The following is a 16278-nucleotide window of genomic DNA, read 5'->3' on the forward strand; positions in this document are numbered from 1 at the left end:
GTAGATAAAAATGGATATTACATTGCTACAATACATTTATTCAATAATTTCTGGAGTCTTGGTTGGATTCTCTTTGGGCCTTATAGGTGGAGGGGGATCTATACTCGCCATACCTCTACTAATATATTTTGTAGGAATAAGGGATCCTCATCTCGTAATAGGTACAACTGCACTTGCTGTTGGAATAAACGCATTAATAAATGTGTATAGTCATTTAAGGAAAAAGAATGTAAACTTCAAGATAGGCACTGCCTTTACCGTTTTCGGAGTAATTGGCGTCCTGATAGGAACTACCTTAGGACTCATAACGCCAGGGGGAGAACTTCTTTTCCTGTTCTCATTCTTAATGATAGCCATCGGATTGTACATGTTTCTTACAAAATGCAGGACATGCAAGAATTTTGATGCCTTGCCGAAGGATGATCCCCCTGATCCTCCCGATGATCCTGTCCACTTTTCAAATATCAGAAAGAAATTCGGACAGTTTAAGGTATATATATTCGGGCTGTTAGCGGGTTTTGCCTCAGGATACTTTGGTATAGGTGGGGGATTCCTTATAGTTCCTGCTCTCCTATATTCAGCTGATATAACTATGAATATAGCCGTAGGTACATCCCTTTTATCCGTTGGTACTTTCGGATTAGTTACAGCACTTAGGTATGGCATAGCTGGTGAGGTTCTTGTCCCTATTGCATTGCTCTATGTACTTGGTGGAATTTTCGGAGGATTTGCGGGTGCCCGTGTATCAACTTCGATGAAAAGATCTACGCTACGCAGGTTTTTCTCAATAATAATAGTTGTTGTGGGCATTTATATGGCAATCGAGTCCTATTCGGCAGCCATATAATTGTCCGGACATCTTTATTTTTCGTTATAATTTAGCGGGCTAACTTTATATAAGATTAGTGCCTATGGATAAGACTATAAAAAATGGAAACTGAAGATCATGCGTTTAGGATAGAGGACATATTTCCATTTCTAGATCCTTACGTATCCAAATGGTTTGACATTAACTATAGATCACTCACCGAACCTCAAAAATATGCTATTCCATTTATACACGAGGGCAGAAATGTACTGGTATCAAGCCCTACTGGCACTGGAAAGACATTGACTGCCTTTTTATCCATCATAAATGAGTTATTTATGCTAGCTAGGTCTGGAAAATTGGAGGACAAAATATACTGCGTATATATAAGTCCATTAAAAGCTCTAGCTAACGATGTTAATAAAAACCTTAGGGCGCCGCTAGAAGGCATATATAAAATTGCAGACGAAGACGGAATTAATTTACCAAAAATAAGGGTATCCGTTAGATCCGGTGATACCTCGGAGGGAGAGAGGCAAAAGATGGCAAGAAAGCCTCCCCACATACTCATTACCACGCCAGAATCATTTTCACTTACTCTATCCTCACCGAGAATGAGGGAAAATTTACGAGACGTTAAGTACGTAATAATTGACGAGATACACGAAATATCTTCTACAAAGAGAGGGAGCCTACTCTCCGCGAATATGGAAAGATTGGAGGCCCTGAGACCAGGCATACTTAGAATAGGGCTGTCGGCAACTCAATCGCCGATAGAAGAAATAGCGAAGTATCTTGTTGGATTTTCTGGTACGAGTTCGAGACCGTGTGAAATAGTAGAAGTTAAGGGGGAGAAATATCTAGACTTAAAGACAATTACCCCAGTACCAGATCTAACCAAGGTCAGCTATGAAGTAGCAAATGATCGGATGTACGATATAATAGCAGATCTTGTGAAGCAGTATAGAACAACACTCATATTTACCAACACTAGGAGTGGGACAGAACATGTAGCTTTAAGGCTCCGTAGCAGAGGAATTGAAAGCCTTGAAGCACACCATTCGTCTATGGGCAAAGAACAGAGAGTTGAAGTTGAAAATAAACTTAAAAATGGAGAACTTAAATGCGTCATAACATCTACCTCCTTGGAGCTAGGAGTAGACATAGGATACATAGATCTTGTTATACAGATAGGCAGTCCGAAATCAGTAAGCAAGGGCCTTCAGAGAATAGGCAGATCTGGCCACGGAATTAATGAGCTTTCTAAGGGCATATTTATCGTATTCAACTTAGACGATCTGGTTGAGTGCGCGGTTCTAACAAGAGCTGCCTATGATAGACATATAGATCGCGTTGATATACCTAAAAATCCTCTTGATGTACTGGCGCAGGTACTCGTAGGCATGGCAGTTGAAAGAGTATGGGATGCAAAAGAAGCCTATGAAGTGTTAAGGTCTTCTTATACCTTCCACACTCTATCATGGGATGATTACGTCCTAACACTTGAGTATCTCTCAGGAGAACTTGAAAATCTTGAGATCTATCCAAAAATATGGTTTGATAAGGAACAGAATTCGTTCGGAAAGAAAAAAAGTACAAGAATGATCTATTTCATGAACGTTGGTACAATTCCGGACGAGGCTAACTACAAGGCCATAAATGAAAAAGGTAAAAGTGTTGGAGAACTAAGCGATAAATTCGTTGAGAGACTAAAGCCCGGAGATGTTTTCGTATTGGGCGCAAGGACATACATATTTGAGAGAACAGTCAGGAACAGGGTGTATGTACGTTCAGTAACGGGAATGAAGCCCACCGTTCCATCTTGGACCGGCGAGATGCTCCCAAGAAGCTATGACCTTGGTGTGTTGATAGGGGAATTCAGGAAAACAGTCTCTAATATGTTAGAAAACGGTGAAGATCCGACTAGGATGTTGATTGAGAGATACCATGTTGATGAAAACGGTGCAAGAAGCATAATATCTTATATCAAAGCGCAGAAGCAGTTTTCAATTCCAACTGAAGATCACCTTTTTGTGGAAGGCCTGGAAGAACCAGATGGGGTATTCGGAGCAGTCTTTCACGTACCACTTGGGCGAAAGGTAAACGACGCGCTTTCCAGATCCTATGCTCTAGCTATATCCAATAAATATCAGACCAATACAAGGATAACGGTAACAGACGACGGCTTCATAATATACTCAGAAAATAAGATCCCGTTGGGCGAGGCTGTAAAATTAATAAACTCAGAAAATTTAGAGGATTACGTACGTAGGGCTATATCAAACACCGAGCTCTTCAAGCAGCGTTTCAGGCATTGCGCTGCAAGGTCATTGATGATACTTCGATCTTATAAGGGTTACGATATATCGGTTGCAAGGCAACAGCTTAGGAGTGATAAGCTGTTAAACGAACTTCAAAAGCATCAGGATTTCTCAATAATAAAGGAAACGTATAGAGAAATAATGGAAGATATTATGGATGTCCCAAGGGCCATAGAATACGTCAAGGACGTCATTGATCGCGGTGCTTATACGATAAGGCCTTATTCTCGTGAAACAAGTCCATTTTCTTATGGAATGATAATGGCCGGTTCCTCAGATATCGTTATGATGGAAGACCGTTCTAAAATGCTCAAGGAACTTCAGGGGCGCATGTTAGAAAAGATATATGGTACTACATCTATTGCCTTTCTTTTTGATAACCAGAAGAACGTCGATGAGTACTTCAAGAGGAAGATACCTAGAGTATACGATTTAGAATCGCTCGTAAGGTTTGCGAATCATTTCCCATATATTGATGTATTAAAGGAACGATTCAACTCACCTTATTCTTATGCTAATACCGATATTAAGAATATCGTTGAGAACGCAATTAATCTTGGACTAATTAAGTCTGTATACGTGAGGGGCGTACAGTGGTGTTCATTCGAAAATTATCCATACTTACGTTCGCTCTTCCGCAGGTCGTTGCAGCTGGAAAAGTCTGATTCTGAGGTGCTTTCGAAGATAGATGGCCAATCGTTTTCTGAGTTGAGAGACTTAACGAAGATGGGTGAAGAGGAACTTCGAAAAGTAATTGGGAGGCTTGAATCTGCGTTCCTCATTGAGAGGAAATTCAGGAATGGAATGACTATTTACGTAAAAAATGAGGACGATAGATACGTTTCACAAGAGGAAGCGCTCAGCAGGCTTTTAATTAAACTCCTGGGATCTTACGGGCCAAGCACGCTTGAGGAAATCGAAATAAAGATACCTTTCGATGAGGATACTATTAAATCCGCTCTAGACGCTTTAATCTCCTCAGGTCAAGTGGTTTATGATTACATAACTCCAGTTTACAGCAAACAGTACATGCTTTCGTCCGACATTGAGGCAATGACGAAAACAAAAGATGTAGTTCCATGGCGCTTCTCAAAAATAACGAAAAAAGTACAGAACATCGAACAATACTTTGATCTTTACGGATTCGCATTTGATGAGGGAAATATTATATCAAGGCTCCAAGAAAAAGGTGAAGTTTTCCTCGATCCAATGGTAAGAGCAGGCTATATCCTAAAAGGACATTTCATTAAGTCTAAAGTTACGTATATTTCGAGATGGTTGATCGATGTTCTCTATACTCTACGTGATCACGAAGTCAGCCAAAACGAAGAAGCGGTTCTCGAAGCCATAAAGTCTGGTTATACGGAGGAAAAAATATCAGAAAAACTAAACATGGAGAAGAGGATAGTAAGGCAAATTATACGATCATTAGAATATAAAATGATGGTTGGCAAATCAGATTCAGAATTAGTTATTACAGATGCAAGAGATATAGGCCGTGGAAAAGCCTTAGAAAAATTGATAGAGGCCTACGGCCCAATTACGCTTGAAGAGTTAAGAAAGTTTTTCTGGTTCAATCCAGATATTTCTTCTGTGGACAAAGAAAAAGTAAAGAGCATATTTTACAATGGGCAAAATTATTATTTTTCAGGAGAGAAACCAGATGACCAATGGGACGCAGTTTTGACGTTGAACGATCCAGTGAATATGTATATGCAAATATATACGGATAATATAGACTACAACAGGATACTACTAAGCAAAGGCAGGGAACTCGCCACTTTCTATTTAGAAGAAAGGGACGGGGTTTATTGGATCAGCAGCCTTTCTATGTATGGAGACGATGGCTTGGAGACTACAAGCGCTTTAAGACGATACTTTAATTCGAATCCGATTGTACTGCTGGATAGTTCATCGATCAAGAGTTATTCTCCCGATTTTTCTCCCCGTGGTAACGTTTTGTTGTTACCTGAAGGCGAAACGATAGCCTTGGACGAAAAAGAGATATTAAAATATTCATTTGAAAAGGTGAGAAAGCAGAACCGGAGCCATAGTACGTTATATGAGGCATTTTCATCCATTATATTCGGTCTCAGGGAATTTATTGAGGCCTTGAGATACGGACTGACCGAAACAAATGTGGAAAATTACTTTGATTCATCTCTGCTATACCTATTTAATGGGCCATACGACAAACAGGCATACGCTACAAGGGAATCGATATCAATTTACAGAAGCCTAAGATCATACCAACTGACGAAGGAAGAGCAGCAGGTAATAAAATTCATAATGGGCGTAGATTCAGCTACAGAACGGGAGATAGAACGTGGATGCGGTCTTGAATCTGCAGTTGTTAAGGCTGCAACTGATAGGCTCTTCAAATATCGGATCCTTGCCAGGAACTTTGAAAGGAAGTATTTCTATGTACAGGAAAGATATTCAACAAGGGACGCACTGAAAATAATAATAGACTATTCTATCAGATATTTTGGTTTCATAACGCCATCGCGGATGTCTACAATGATCGGCGTTCCAGAATCTGAGATCTATTCTATTGCTTCTTCTTTAAAAAATATAAAAAGGTTCTACAATGTCATCACCAGAGAGCTTTATTTCTCTTACTGGGATATAAGCGAACCATCAGAACACAGTAGCGAGGCGGTTCAGGAGGTAGTATCCGGAAAGGATATATTCGTCCTATTCTATTCCGATTATTTCAGGATGATCTTCGGCGGTTCCTTTGACCTCTTCCTGTACTCGGAAGGCGAATTTAGGCTAGCTGCAAACGTATCTAAGGTTGGGCATTACATGAAAATTAAGAAATATTACGGGAATGAGGATCATCTTAAATTACTTTCCACGAAATTGAAGGCGATGGGATATTCTCTAATCTCAAGAAAGGAGGGGGTCGATAGTGAAAGACAATATTCACAAAAACTCTAAATATCTAAATCAACGTTAAATTTATATATAGACTCCAAGTAACATAATGATGAAAGCTTTAATTGCATATGATGGCAGCGAAACAGCTGATTGTGCACTAGAATACGCTTTAAATTTCAGAAAGTCTATAGATAAATATTTTGTTATATATATAATTCCACAGATAATAGGAACGACACCAACGTACGATACATACGTTCCAGAATCAATGTTCGAAGATCAGAGGAAGAAAGGGGAAGAAATAATAGAAAGAGCTAAGAAACTAGTATCGAATGAGTCCGTTGACTTGGAATTTGAAATAGTCGATTCTGGTACCAAGACGGTAGCCCATAAGGCTGTAGAGGTTGCTGAAGAAAAAGGTGTCGATATTATAATAACCGGTTCTAGAAATCTTAAAGGATTATCTAAGATCATACTGGGTTCAGTCAGCTCTGAAATAATAAAGCTTAGCAGTGTTCCTGTACTGGTCTGCAGTACGAATGCTTGTAAGCTCAAATAACCTTTGTTTTGTTAGACAAAGCCATTCATTCTTAGTGAGAACTTTTTATATATCTATTTTATCAAGGTTCATGGGAAGCATTAGGCCGTTTAACGTTAAAAGAACAGCTGAGGAGATAGCAGAAAAATACCCAAGCCTCTTTACGGAGAAGTTTGAAGAAAATAAGCGTAAGCTTGAAAAAATGATGCCGGACGTTTCAAAGAGGACAATAAACATAATATCTGGATACTTAACCAGGTACGTAGTAAAGAAGAAGGAAAAAGCTGAGAGAGAAATTGAAGAAAACGCTGCAAGTTAAAAATGGGTAGACTTGAAAGCGAGAGTTTAAAAAAATTCATAGCTGAACATAGTAAAATTTTAGAAACAGACAATCTGAACGATATTATAGATAGGCTCGATAATGGCACTTTTTATATCGATCCAAGTCAAATCGCCAGTGATGGATTATACTCTTTTATATCAGAAATAAAGGATATACTCGCAGAACGTGAAATTTTGAAAGACAATCGGACTATTAAATATATGAAAATTGGCCTATCCTTTGAAATGACTCTGACCCTATGGAATGAAGAAATTTGCTACTATCGTTCCATGATAAAAGTAGGCAAGAAGATAAAATTTGTCAATTGCAGGGTAAATTTTACAAGGTATGGTGTAGAGGTAAGCCTGGGCGATAGGGGATTTATTGTCGATTAGGAAATAGGGCGTTTAATACAACACGTATAATCTTCATGAAAATGAGTAGGTGAAAATGTATTAATCGAATTGTAATTAAAGTATATGAATGATGTTTACATAGTTTCTGCAAAGAGGACGGCAATAGGTAAATTTGGCCGAAGTTTTTCAAAGATCCCCGCACCGCAACTAGGTGGTGCTGCTATTAAAGCCGTTATTGAAGATAGTGGCATTGATAAATCCGCGATCCAAGAGGTAATAATGGGAAATGTCATCCAAGCGGGTGTTGGGCAAAATCCTGCGGGGCAAGCAGCCCGTGCTGCCGGCCTTGCCGATGAAATAACGAAATATACTGTAAATGTTGTGTGTGCATCAGGCATGCTTGCTGTTGAAAGTGCTGCAAGGGAAATTAAGCTTGGGGAGCGAGAGATTGTGATTGCCGGTGGCATGGAGAACATGAGTAATGCTCCTTTTCTATTACCGTCAGATCTAAGATGGGGACCGAAGCATCTACTCCATAAAAATTATAAAATTGATGACGCAATGCTCGTAGACGGCTTGACAGACGCTTTCTATTTCGAGCATATGGGGGTGTCCGCTGAGAGGACAGCCAAGAAGTATGGAATAACAAGAGAAATGGCGGATGAATATTCTGTACAAAGTTACGAGAGAGCTATAAGGGCAACCAACACAGGGGAATTTTCCAAGGAGATAACCGTCTTTTCAAATCTGTCACAAGACGAAGGTATAAGGAAAACAACGATGGAGGATCTGGCTAAGCTGCCTCCAGCGTTTGATAAGAATGGCATACTTACTGCAGGAAACTCTGCGCAGCTATCCGATGGTGGTTCTGCTTTACTACTTGCATCTGAAAAGGCAATAAATGAATACGGTCTAAAACCAATAGCAAAGATTACAGGATACGAATCGGCATCGCTTGCTCCCCTTGACTTTGTTGAGGCGCCGATACCTGCTACTCGCAAGTTATTAGAGAGACAGGGCAAGTCCATAGATTATTATGACATAGTTGAGCATAACGAAGCATTCTCAATAGCATCCATAATAGTGAGGGATCAGTTGCATATAGACAACGAAAGGTTCAACGTCAACGGTGGTGCTGTAGCTATCGGGCATCCTATAGGGAACAGCGGTTCCAGGATAATTGTTACTCTTATAAATGCTCTAAAGGAAAGGCACATGAAGACTGGATTGGCTACCCTTTGCCATGGCGGCGGCGGGGCCCACACTTTAACACTAGAACTTGTAGACTGATATTTACTAGGTTTTATTCTTTTAATGAATTTAGAATAGAATAAACGTTTATTTCTCCTTGTCATAATCTTATATGCGGTATGACGTTGCAATAATCGGTGCTGGCATAGTCGGACTTTCTGCAGCTTTCCACCTATCAGAGGAAAATCCTGATCTGAAGATTTTGGTTTTAGACAAGTTCCATACATATGCCCAGGGAAACACTGGGAAAAGTGCAGCAGGCTTCAGAGACGTCTTTTCTTCCGACATAAGCTATAAACTCTCATCTTCTTCTATTAAGTTTTACGACCATGTACAAAATGCCCTCGGAATAGATCTTGGCATGCATTACGTTGGTTACCTGTTTCTTCTTGATGACGAAAAAAATGCCGGGGTACTGGAAAAGATCGGCAAGAAGACTTCTATATCGGAGGTAGATCTGGATTCTCTTAATGACATGGGCATATCTATAAAAGTGGATGAAGAGACAAAGAAAGTCATGGGTATAAGTGACATAAAGAGCGCGTACATTGGAAAGAATTGTGGTATAATGGAACCAGATAAGATTGCCGCGTTCTACTACAAGGAATGCCTAAAGAGGGGTGTAGAATTTCATTTCGATACGAACGTACAAAAGCTCAACCTTGAGCCAAAGGAACCACTTAACTTCCCAGGGGAGCCATTCATATGGCAGGACAAGTACATTAAGTCTGTGACGACTGACAAAGGTGATATTGAGGCCGATACCTTCGTACTTGCAACAGATGTCTGGACAAATTTTCTTACCGATAGGATAGGCGTAGACAGCCATATCAGGCCCAAGAAACGGCAGCTTTTCAAGATAAAGAACGAATTTATTGCTTCCGTAGTATCAAAAAGTTTCATCGGTACAGAATCATTCCCGTTCACCGTATTTCCGAAGGGAGTGTACATAAGACCAGCACCTTCGGAAAAGACTTTCTGGGCAGGAGTCGCAGATGACATTGGAAGAGATTTCAGCTTCTCAGAAGACCCAGAGGCAGAAGAACAGTTCTATACGTATAATGTATACCAGGTACTACAAGCCTACATGAAGCAGCTAAGCTCATCTTCTATTTCAGGTATGTGGGCAGGATACTATTCTTACAATACGATAGATGGAAATCCATACATTTTTAGATCATTAAACATGATCATCGCTACTGGAACCAGTGGGAGCGGAATAATGAAGGGAGATGCTATAGGACGTGTAGTCTCTTCTCTGTACAGGGGCAAGGATTTCACATATTTATATGGCGGGCATGGGATCAAGACCGAAGACCTAGGAGTTCATGCAAGACACGTAGATATGGAGGAGCTTGTGCTCTAAATCTATATAACATCTTTCTATAGAGTAATATCTTCTAATTTTGCTTTATACGAATATTTCATAAAATAAGGTTGGGAATAAGGTAAAATACATAAATATACATGCAGATGTACAAAAGAATAATTAGAGGTTTCCTATGGGTATCTCTGTGGCAAGCTCCAACAAACCAAACAACTATGACAGATATTTCAATATATACGGTGTTGTCATTGCAGCTGTGCTTGCAGCAATTGCGGCAATTGAAATCTTTGAAATTTTTGAACTTCCATTCGAAAAATATTTTGCTGGTATAGACATTGCATCCATATTTTCATTTACAACAAAAGTTGTATCAGATTCCAGTTATGTAGGCATATTTATACTAATGACTCTGGAAAGTATGTTTATACCAATACCAAGTGAGGTTATACTTCCTCTCTCAGGATTCCTTGTATACCAAGGCAGTTTCAATTTTGCAGTCGTTTTGGCTGACACTATAATAGCATCGATGGTTGGATCATTCATTGACTACTTTTTAGGATTATATCTCGGTCGGCCTATAATAGTAAAGATACTTTCTTACTTTTCCATCAGCGAGGATTCTCTCTCAAGGGCAGAAACATGGATAGATAAGATGGGATCTTTTTCTGTATTCCTGGCAAGGTTTATACCAGGCATAAGGAGCCTCATATCTTTGCCAGCAGGTATGTTGAAGATGAAGATGTGGTTGTTCGCACTTATGACTTTCCTGGGGTCATTTATATGGTCATTTTCTCTGATTTATTTGGGATATAGTGCCGGCCCATACTGGTCTGTGGCTGTCAAAAACTTCAGCGCGCTTTTGGATCAAATAATAATCGATGTAGTATTTCTGGCCTCACTTGCATACATTTTCTATTATATCTTCTTAAAAATTAAGAGACGCCAGCATGCTTTAGATTGACGTCTCATTCATGAATATCCTGTTTTTTGGCGTATCCTCAAGTATTGATTTCCCATAATCTGTAGTCTCCTTAAAAGGACGGCTGGCAATGAAATTCTTGAAGCTTTCAAGGCTCTCCCATTCCGTGAATATCATATATTGCTGTTTGTCATTAACATCTTGATACAACTTTACGTCTTTTATTCCGGAGCTTGAAGTTTTTAACATCTGCATTACCTGATTAAAGGTTCTCTCAAACTCCTCTTCGTGCCCTTTCTTTACCTTGTAGTAAAGCCCTACGTTTATCATACATAAGCATAGATTTATTATACTTTATTTTTTCTCGTTTTCGAATTTTTCTAATTATAATACCCCTATATTTGTAAAGGATGTAACATATTAATTGTTAGCATTATTCAGCATTGCAAAATAATATGTATATCAATGAGATATTGCATACATGCCATTTGAAAATGAGAATACTTATCTCCGTATGTCGGAGGCAGGAAAAGAGGCGGAGTTTCATAGGTTATACGAAGAAAGCCTGAAAGAAATAGAGGCGTATTTCAATAAGGAGTATCCAAACATAATAGATGGCGATGTTATAGAGTCTAAGAAAATAAAGGATATAAGCCCAATTGATGGGAAGGAGATAGCCACTTTCCAACTAGCATCGGATTCATCCGTAGATAAAGCTGTTGATATGCTGTACAAATCTTACAAGGCATGGTACAGCCTGGGGTATATGAAAAGGGCCTTGATATTCCTAAAGGCCGCAGATATGCTAAGTGAACAGAAGTTTAAGTTTGCAGCTATACTTACTTATGAAAACGGGAAGAACAGATACGAAGCTATTGGAGATGTGGATGAAGCAATAGACTTTATGAGATATTATGCCATGAATTTGATAGAAAACCAGGGTTTCATAAGGTTCACAGGAAAAGCCTATAGGAATGAAGAATCCATAAGCATTATGAAGCCGTACGGGGTATTTGGCGTTATCTCTCCATTCAACTTCTTTTCCATCGGAGTAGGCATGAGCTCAGCTCCCTTGGTGACCGGCAACGCCGTTATACTGAAACCTTCAAGTGATATACCTCTCTCCCTCTATCTCTGGGTTAGATTGATGCATGAGGCAGGCGTCCCGAAGAATGTGTTAGCGTTTGTATCAGGTTCAGGCGGCCTAGTAGGAAGGCATATAGTTGAGAACAAGAAGGTTGCAGGCATCGTGTTTACTGGGTCGAGGGATGTGGGTCTGGACATCCAGAGGAAATCCATAGACAACGGCCCGAAGGTAGTCATAACTGAAATGGGGGGAAAAGATGCTATAATAGTTTCCAACAAAGCCGATATGGACAAGGCTGTGGAAGGTGTTGTTAGAGCCGCATTTGGGTTTGCTGGGCAAAAGTGCAGTGCTTGTTCACTACTTTACGTACATAAGGACATATATGATGAATTTATGAAGAGGCTCAAGGCAAGGACAGAGGCCATTAAGCCAGACGATCCAAGGAAGAAGGATACATTCCTCAATCCTATAATAAATAAGGAAGCTTACGATAAGTTCATAAAATTAAAGCCTGAATTCAACAAGGGCAAGATACTTACGGGCGGCCACGAACTTAACAAACCTGGCTTCTATGTAGAACCAACAATAGTGACGGATCTGCCGAAGGATGCATACATAGCAAGGAATGAGATATTCCTTCCTGTTCTCAGCGTGTTCAAGTGCAATAGCATAGAAGAAGCTGTAGATGATATCAACAGCATGGACTACGGGCTCACCGGAGGTATATTCACGGAAGACCCGAAGGAGATACAGTATTACTTCGACAATATAGAGGTTGGGGTAATCTACGCTAACAGAAAGAGTGGCGGTTCCACTGGATCAATGGTTGGATCGCAGCCTTTTGTTGGGTGGAAACTGAGTGGCGTATCCGGCAAAGGAACAGGATCATTCTACTATCTACAGCAGTTCCTGAGAGAACAGTCGCAGACTATAGCCCACTGATTCTCTTAGGGAATATTTTAAACCACTTTTTTCTATTACCATCTGTTGTTTACTAAAAAATCCCCCATTTTGGTTACTCAAAACATAATAAACGCCATTGCAGGCTATATCGGTCTCTTTTTTATAACAAGGTATGTTGGGATAACAATATGGGGGTTCGTAGCCTTCGGCATGGGGTTTACCGGCATATTTTCCCTTGCCACTGAATTAGGCTTTAGTAGCGCATATACGAAGAGTATTTCAGAAGGGAAGGATGTAGAGGAAGCTACTAATACATTTTTTGCTGTAAAACTCGTACTTGCTGTTATATTCGTTATACTTGCCCTCTCCGCATTGTTTTTCTGGACGGACGTCCTTCATCGAGGCTTCCAGAATCCAGTTGAGTTTTGGGTAATAATAGCTCTGATACCCTATTACTTTTTTGGTACGCTGTTATCGATCCCAAAGTCATACTATTCGTCTACGTTTTCCTCGTATAGGCAGGTCCTGCCGTCAATCGTAGAGGCCATTTCCAGGAATGGTTTGTTTGTTGCTATCGGGGTCATATACGAATATAGGCTCTTCAGGTTTCCAGATGCAGATTTAGCTATAGTTATAGGTTCTGTATATTCGATCACTTATACAGTATACTATATTTATATGATGTACCTGGGCCGGCCATGGCACTTGGGCAGGCCGAATAAGGAGATGTTAAAATATTTTGCAATAATCGCTTTGCCTTTAGCAGCGTCCTCTGGCATATCTACGATAAACGGCAATATAGATAAAATAATCGTACAATTTTACTGGCACGCAGATGCAACGAGCGCTCTATATACATCACAGATTATAGGTACTTCACTAATATCATTCTCTGGTGCGATAAGCGGTTTCTTCGTGCCCGTTTTATCAAGAAAGGAAAAGAGTAAGGACATAATGTATGAAGCGCCTGACTTAGAGAGGTTTATTTCGTTGTTTATTCTTCCTTTCGTTATAGCGCTATCAGTATTTTCTGTGTATTTCTTAAATATCTTTAGCGCAGGCTATCGCCCTTACTACTTGATCCTCGTATTCGTTGCATTGGGCAATTATATAGGTATAATAACTGGACCCTATGTCAGTCAAATAATTGCCTCTGGAAAAACCTGGAATATTGCGAAAATAACCACGCCTTCGATAATAGCCAATATTGCACTTAACTTTATATTTGTGCCACCTTCGCTCTTTGGTTATACGCACCTATCTATGGGGTATACGGGTACAGCTTTTGCATCTCTTATTGTTGCGATCGGTGATTATATAGTGTATAAATACATTTATAGTAAAAATGTGATGCATATAGGATACCGCATTCTAAGACAGGCAATTCCTTCGTTTGCGGAAATTCTATACGGATACATTCTTCTTATGTATATCCATCCGTATTCCTTTTTTGTGCTGCTTTTAGTATCTTTAGCAGCTGTATTTATATTTTTCGGAATTTCAATAGCAATAGGAGAAATTACAAAGGATGAGTTTGTAGAATTCTTGACAAATCTAAATCCGCTGCTTATTCCCAAGAGAGTAAAAGAAGAAAGAGAGGCGGATTTAAGAAATAAAGGAGAAAAATGATAATATCTATTTCTTATCAGAAGTCCTAGAAACAACTTCCGCAATCGCTACATCGTTTTTGATTTTCTTTATTTTTACTTTAACAGTCTCTCCTTTTTTTGTTCCGGGTACGAATATTGTGAATCCTCTGAAAGATGCACGGCCCTCGCCTGAACTTCCCACTTCCGATATTTCTACCGTGTATTCCTTGCCCTCTTCTATGCCTTCCTCTTCTTTGAATTCTTTAACTGTATGTATGGGGTGCTGTGCGCCACACGCTTTGCACACAAGTAATGATACCCTACCAGACTTTTGTATCTCCGTGTCCAGCGATCCACATTCGTAGCACCTGACATATGTGTTAATGTATTCGTTCATCTTTTCTTGCAATTCCTCAAGCGTCACTTTTTTATTTATAATAAGCCTTCGGCCATTTTGGACTATGTTCGTTCCTAATTCTCTTGTGAGGAATTTTATTACTTGATCCGGGTCTCTGTTGATTATGTCAATTATATCCTGAAAATTTCGAATTATCGTGGCTTTTCCTTCCCTTATGATCTCTGGTTCTGGTATCTTAAGCCTATCTATATTCTTCGTTGAGCTTGATAAAACATCTTTAGCCTTCTCAAGAAGCTTGTCGTAGCTGTCAGTCATATTTGTATGAATGCAAAACACCAATATTAACGTCGTTACGCATGATCTAAAATCAATTATATCCATGTATGACATTAAAAATGTCACATGTCCGGTCAAGGTAGAAAAATTAAAATATAAATTAGTTTATACATTCAGGAGGCATGGAACTTGCTCAATAAGGACGTTAAGCTGACCTTGAGAATTTCAGAAGAAGAAATAAACGAAATCGATGAATTCTTAAATCTTAATCCCGAGTTCGGAAGCAGGTCAGAGTTTATAAGGCATGCTGTTATGCAGTACATCTCGAGCAAAAGAATATCTGTGGTTAAGGATGATCTACAAAAAACCCACGAAGGTTTAATTTTGGATGAAAATTCAAAACTTATTATAAAGACTGCCATAGAAAATGGATTCTTTAAAGATGAAAACGATCTAATCTCAGCAGTTTTGCGAGAGTCACTAGAACCGTTCGTCCTTAAGTTCGTTAAGAAAAAATCCAAGAACATGAGCGATTTGATGAAGGCGCTTGCATCCTTTGAAAATTTTAAACAAGCAGGCGCCACCGCACGAAAGGACGGGAGGTGAGGCTTATTCAAAGAAGATCAGTATTCAGAGAAGAAAGGTATATCGATCCTCCAACAGTTGCACACGAATACTATTCCTGCAGGACGAACGTCGTTGTTGTCTCGTTTGGTAATGCAGGATTCAGAATATTAAGAAAAATGAACCCTATAGATATTAGAAACGTTGAAAGCTATGCAGTGTTTAGAGGCACACCTGCCAGAAATTCCTACTATAACGGAAGCTTGAATGTAAAGGGAAGAGAAATTTCATTTGAAGTCTATTCCATAGAGAATATAAAGAACCCTTTTCTCAAATACTCAGCTAACCCCATAAAGATAATGGATGGGCTTACTGAAGAAGACGCTTTGTACGCAGCGCAGAAATTAAAGAGTACAGGAATATCGTTTGTACTTGTCAGCGGTTTTGGCGGTTCTTTCGCTCAATATGCTCATTCAAAATTCCTCGAAATATTAAACAAATCTGGTAGGGAGGCTTTGAGTATAATTGTCGTACCATCTTCTAAAGAGGGCAACAGAAGAGAGAAGGCCATAAGCGCAATAAACGATCTGCGAGCTACTGGCAATAACATAGTTGTCTTTGACAACGATAAATTCAGTTTTGGGTATAATTTTCAGAATATAATGGAAAAAATAGAAAAGGCGAATACAATGATAGCCAATCGCCTAGATGAATATATATCGGAGATATCCTTAAGCATAGACAGATTGAAATATGCCATAATATCTGGATAAATT

Annotated in this window: 14 protein-coding genes; 12 read left to right on the forward strand and 2 right to left on the reverse strand. The window is 39.4% G+C overall.

All coding sequences use genetic code 11. From position 1 onward, the window contains the following. The first annotated feature begins 10 nt into the window (after positions 1 to 10). The 8 genes from TVG_RS03385 (at position 11) to TVG_RS03420 (ending at position 10767) form a co-directional block, all read left to right on the forward strand. A complete protein-coding gene (locus TVG_RS03385; RefSeq protein WP_010916902.1) occupies positions 11 to 847 on the forward strand; it encodes a sulfite exporter TauE/SafE family protein in 837 nt (278 codons plus the stop codon). A gap of 83 nt (positions 848 to 930) precedes the next feature. Next, on the forward strand, positions 931 to 6072 hold the full coding sequence (locus tag TVG_RS03390; protein WP_010916903.1) for an ATP-dependent helicase: 5142 nt from the start codon (positions 931 to 933) through the stop codon (positions 6070 to 6072). A 49-nt stretch (positions 6073 to 6121) separates the two neighbouring features. After that, complete coding sequence (locus tag TVG_RS03395) at positions 6122 to 6571, forward strand: universal stress protein (RefSeq protein ID WP_048053947.1); 450 nt, start codon at positions 6122 to 6124, stop codon at positions 6569 to 6571. A 70-nt stretch (positions 6572 to 6641) separates the two neighbouring features. Continuing rightward, positions 6642 to 6869 carry a 30S ribosomal protein S17e gene (locus TVG_RS03400; protein WP_010916905.1) on the forward strand — a complete coding sequence of 76 codons (228 nt, stop codon included), beginning with the start codon at positions 6642 to 6644 and terminating at the stop codon, positions 6867 to 6869. A gap of 2 nt (positions 6870 to 6871) precedes the next feature. Beyond that, positions 6872 to 7267 carry a hypothetical protein gene (locus TVG_RS03405; RefSeq protein WP_010916906.1) on the forward strand — a complete coding sequence of 132 codons (396 nt, stop codon included), beginning with the start codon at positions 6872 to 6874 and terminating at the stop codon, positions 7265 to 7267. A gap of 84 nt (positions 7268 to 7351) precedes the next feature. Further along, a complete protein-coding gene (locus TVG_RS03410) occupies positions 7352 to 8518 on the forward strand; it encodes an acetyl-CoA C-acetyltransferase (RefSeq protein WP_010916907.1) in 1167 nt (388 codons plus the stop codon). A gap of 73 nt (positions 8519 to 8591) precedes the next feature. Next, complete coding sequence (locus tag TVG_RS03415; protein ID WP_010916908.1) at positions 8592 to 9845, forward strand: NAD(P)/FAD-dependent oxidoreductase; 1254 nt, start codon at positions 8592 to 8594, stop codon at positions 9843 to 9845. 148 nt (positions 9846 to 9993) lie between these two features. Continuing rightward, a complete protein-coding gene (locus tag TVG_RS03420) occupies positions 9994 to 10767 on the forward strand; it encodes a DedA family protein (RefSeq protein WP_241760315.1) in 774 nt (257 codons plus the stop codon). Here TVG_RS03420 and TVG_RS03425 read toward each other — a convergent pair. Next, positions 10759 to 11055: an antibiotic biosynthesis monooxygenase family protein gene (locus TVG_RS03425; RefSeq protein WP_010916910.1), complete on the reverse strand. Its 297-nt coding sequence runs from the start codon at positions 11053 to 11055 to the stop codon at positions 10759 to 10761. The two genes, TVG_RS03420 and TVG_RS03425, sit on opposite strands and share 9 nt — an antisense overlap. A 151-nt stretch (positions 11056 to 11206) precedes the next feature. Here TVG_RS03425 and TVG_RS03430 point away from each other — a divergent pair, with 151 nt between their 5' ends. Together TVG_RS03430 and TVG_RS03435 are read left to right on the forward strand one after the other, a co-directional pair. Then, positions 11207 to 12754 (forward strand): aldehyde dehydrogenase family protein, encoded by a 1548-nt coding sequence (locus TVG_RS03430; RefSeq protein WP_010916911.1) that lies wholly within the window; start codon positions 11207 to 11209, stop codon positions 12752 to 12754. 45 nt (positions 12755 to 12799) lie between these two features. Next, a complete protein-coding gene (locus TVG_RS03435) occupies positions 12800 to 14344 on the forward strand; it encodes an oligosaccharide flippase family protein (protein WP_010916912.1) in 1545 nt (514 codons plus the stop codon). Between the two features lie 6 nt (positions 14345 to 14350). Here the strand turns inward: TVG_RS03435 and TVG_RS03440 are convergent, their stop codons facing one another. Continuing rightward, on the reverse strand, positions 14351 to 14977 hold the full coding sequence (locus tag TVG_RS03440; protein WP_010916913.1) for a translation initiation factor IF-2 subunit beta: 627 nt from the start codon (positions 14975 to 14977) through the stop codon (positions 14351 to 14353). A 150-nt stretch (positions 14978 to 15127) separates the two neighbouring features. Here TVG_RS03440 and TVG_RS03445 point away from each other — a divergent pair, with 150 nt between their 5' ends. Both TVG_RS03445 and TVG_RS03450 read left to right on the forward strand, forming a co-directional pair. Then, the gene (locus tag TVG_RS03445) at positions 15128 to 15544 is read left to right on the forward strand and encodes a ribbon-helix-helix domain-containing protein (RefSeq protein WP_010916914.1); all 417 of its coding nucleotides are present in this window, start codon (positions 15128 to 15130) and stop codon (positions 15542 to 15544) included. Beyond that, the gene (locus TVG_RS03450) at positions 15541 to 16275 is read left to right on the forward strand and encodes a cell division GTPase (RefSeq protein WP_010916915.1); all 735 of its coding nucleotides are present in this window, start codon (positions 15541 to 15543) and stop codon (positions 16273 to 16275) included. The genes TVG_RS03445 and TVG_RS03450 overlap by 4 nt, the downstream gene beginning before the upstream one ends. The last annotated feature ends 3 nt before the right edge of the window (positions 16276 to 16278 follow it).

The organism is Thermoplasma volcanium GSS1 (assembly GCF_000011185.1).
GTDB lineage: Archaea > Thermoplasmatota > Thermoplasmata > Thermoplasmatales > Thermoplasmataceae > Thermoplasma > Thermoplasma volcanium.

Bases quoted from the DNA above. Each gene is read 5' to 3' on its own strand.
- TVG_RS03385 (WP_010916902.1), top strand. From the start codon at position 11: ATGGATATTACATTGCTACAATACATTTATTCAATAATTTCTGGAGTC.
- TVG_RS03390 (WP_010916903.1), top strand. From the start codon at position 931: ATGGAAACTGAAGATCATGCGTTTAGGATAGAGGACATATTTCCATTT.
- TVG_RS03395 (WP_048053947.1), top strand. From the start codon at position 6,122: ATGAAAGCTTTAATTGCATATGATGGCAGCGAAACAGCTGATTGTGCA.
- TVG_RS03400 (WP_010916905.1), top strand. From the start codon at position 6,642: ATGGGAAGCATTAGGCCGTTTAACGTTAAAAGAACAGCTGAGGAGATA.
- TVG_RS03405 (WP_010916906.1), top strand. From the start codon at position 6,872: ATGGGTAGACTTGAAAGCGAGAGTTTAAAAAAATTCATAGCTGAACAT.
- TVG_RS03410 (WP_010916907.1), top strand. From the start codon at position 7,352: ATGAATGATGTTTACATAGTTTCTGCAAAGAGGACGGCAATAGGTAAA.
- TVG_RS03415 (WP_010916908.1), top strand. From the start codon at position 8,592: ATGCGGTATGACGTTGCAATAATCGGTGCTGGCATAGTCGGACTTTCT.
- TVG_RS03425 (WP_010916910.1), bottom strand. From the start codon at position 11,055: ATGATAAACGTAGGGCTTTACTACAAGGTAAAGAAAGGGCACGAAGAG.
- TVG_RS03430 (WP_010916911.1), top strand. From the start codon at position 11,207: ATGCCATTTGAAAATGAGAATACTTATCTCCGTATGTCGGAGGCAGGA.
- TVG_RS03440 (WP_010916913.1), bottom strand. From the start codon at position 14,977: ATGACTGACAGCTACGACAAGCTTCTTGAGAAGGCTAAAGATGTTTTA.